Origin of the sequence: Pyramidobacter sp. C12-8 (assembly GCF_002007215.1) — a bacterium.
In the GTDB taxonomy this organism is placed as follows: domain Bacteria; phylum Synergistota; class Synergistia; order Synergistales; family Dethiosulfovibrionaceae; genus Pyramidobacter.
The window spans coordinates 1-1498 of record NZ_MUHX01000064.1; the positions used below are offsets into that span (position 1 = coordinate 1).

Annotated in this window: 1 protein-coding gene; it reads right to left on the minus strand. The window is 60.5% G+C overall.

Annotated elements, in window-relative coordinates; translation table 11 throughout:
- The coding region (locus B0D78_RS12075) for a hypothetical protein (protein ID WP_168170134.1) at positions 1-1482 on the minus strand (1482 nt) is incomplete at its 3' end.
- Positions 1483-1498 lie beyond the last annotated feature (16 nt).

A 1498-nucleotide genomic window follows, 5' to 3' on the forward strand; every position in this document is an offset into this window, starting at 1 on the left:
TGTGGGGATGATGTCGAGGCGTTTGTGCGCGCTGTCGAGGAGGATGCCGGGGGCGCTTCCGTGGGGGGCGGCGCCGATGGTGTAGGTGGCGTTCTGTCCCGCGGCGAGGGCGGCGGCTTTCAGCTGGCCTTCGGTGGCGGCCTGTCCGGCGCGGGCGTTTTCGCCCCAGCCGGCGTCGAGGGTGGTGTTGCTCAAACCGGCGATGGTGCCTGTCGCGCCGTTGAGTTTGATTTCGTTCGCGCCACTTTTGACTGTGACGCTGGCGAACTCGGGGGTCTCGCTCATGACGAGGTCGAAGCCGTCGCCGGCGGCGTTCTTTTTCACGCCGAGGTTCTTGCCGGATGCGCCACTCGTCACGCTTGCCAGGCCGCCTTTGAGGTTCAGGGTCTGGCCGAGGGTGCGGTTGACGGCGCCGTCGTTGCCGGCGAAGTTCAATCCGCCGGACAGGGTGCCGGTGATGGTGGTGATGGCGGAGTTGTTGCTGATGTCGATGTTTTGACCGAGGTTGGGGTTGGCCGACACAGTCACTTTCGCGCCGTCGCTTCCGTCGGCCGCTACGGTCACGTCGATCTTACCGGTTTCGCCTGCGAACTTGATGTTCTTCTTGGTCGCGCCGCCGAGGGTGATGTCCTGTTTCGTTCCGGCTTCGTTGCTGACGGTGAAGCCACCGGCGAGGTTCTGCACGGTGGTGTTGTTGGCGATCTGGTTGTTGATGGCGGTGTTCAGGTTGGCGGCGTTGACTTTGTACTTCACGCCGCTCGTGCCGACTTCGGATTCGATAATGTTGCCGTCGCCGGCGAACGTGATGATTTCCGTTCCGGTCTTGTCCGCGGTGATGGTTTTCGTTCCGGTCCCGGCGTCGGCGATCTTGAATTTCGCTTCGACGTTATTAATCACGGTGGAGCTGTTGTTGATGGTATTGCTCAGGTTCGCGCCGTTCAGGCCGATGGTGAGGCCGCCCGCGTCGACTTTCGTGGTGACGCCGTTTTCGCCTTTGACGACGAGCGGAGTGGTGCTGTTGATTTCTTTCTCGCCCGCCGGCGTCTCTCCGTCTTTGATGGTCCATTTGGACGCGTTGTTGATGGTGGTGCTGAGGTTGTCGATCTTGTTCTTGGTGGCGTCGTCGAGGCCGATGGTCATTTTCTTGGCCGTGCTGTCATACTCGGCTTCCACGTAGTTTTTGCCGGCGAATTCCAACGTATTGCCGGCGACGATGGGGCCTTCATTCGCTCCCGCTTTCACTTTGAAGCCGCCGGCGAGGTTCTGCACGGTGGTGTTGTTGGCGATCTGGTTGTTGATGGCGGTGTTCAGGTTGGCGGTGTTGACTTTGTGCTTCACGCCAGCCGTGCCGACTTCGGATTCGATCAGGTTGCCGTCGCCGGCGAACGTGATGATTTCCGTTCCCGTTTTGTCGGCGGTGATGGTTTTCGTTCCGGTCCCGGCGTCGGCGATCTTGAACTTGGCTTCGACGTTATTAATCACGGTGGAGCTGTTGTTG